Origin of the sequence: Nocardioides antri, assembly GCF_008373765.1 — a bacterium.
GTDB lineage: Bacteria > Actinomycetota > Actinomycetes > Propionibacteriales > Nocardioidaceae > Nocardioides > Nocardioides antri.
The window spans coordinates 1-347 of record NZ_VUJW01000037.1 but is presented as its reverse complement, the minus strand read 5'-3'; the positions used below and the strand labels follow the sequence as shown (position 1 = coordinate 347).

Below are 347 nucleotides of genomic sequence, written 5' to 3'. Positions count from 1 at the left end.
CGTCGCCCCCACAGCAGGAGCAGGAGGAACAGCCCCTTGCTCGCCTCCTCGGTCACCGGGGCCACGACCGCGAGCGACACCGTGTCGGTGACCCCGACGCCGAAGCCACCGACGCCCAGGACCACGAGCGCCGCGATCGTCGCCACGAACGCCCCCCACAGGAGGGCGTAGGTCAGCAGCAGCTTCGGCTCGGGCTCGTAGCGGTCCAGCCAGAGATAGACCGCGACCACCGGCCCTACCGGCAGCGCGGCCAGTGCGGTCGCCAGCAGCATGATGCCGGGCGCGCCGGAGAGGGCGAGGATCACGAGCATCAGGAGTGCGCCGACGACCACCGCGACCGTCACCAC

Annotated in this window: 1 protein-coding gene; it reads right to left on the bottom strand. The window is 72.0% G+C overall.

Annotated elements, in window-relative coordinates:
- On the bottom strand, positions 1 to 347 hold a 347-nt coding region (locus tag F0U47_RS20335), incomplete at both ends, for a PrsW family glutamic-type intramembrane protease (protein ID WP_149752321.1).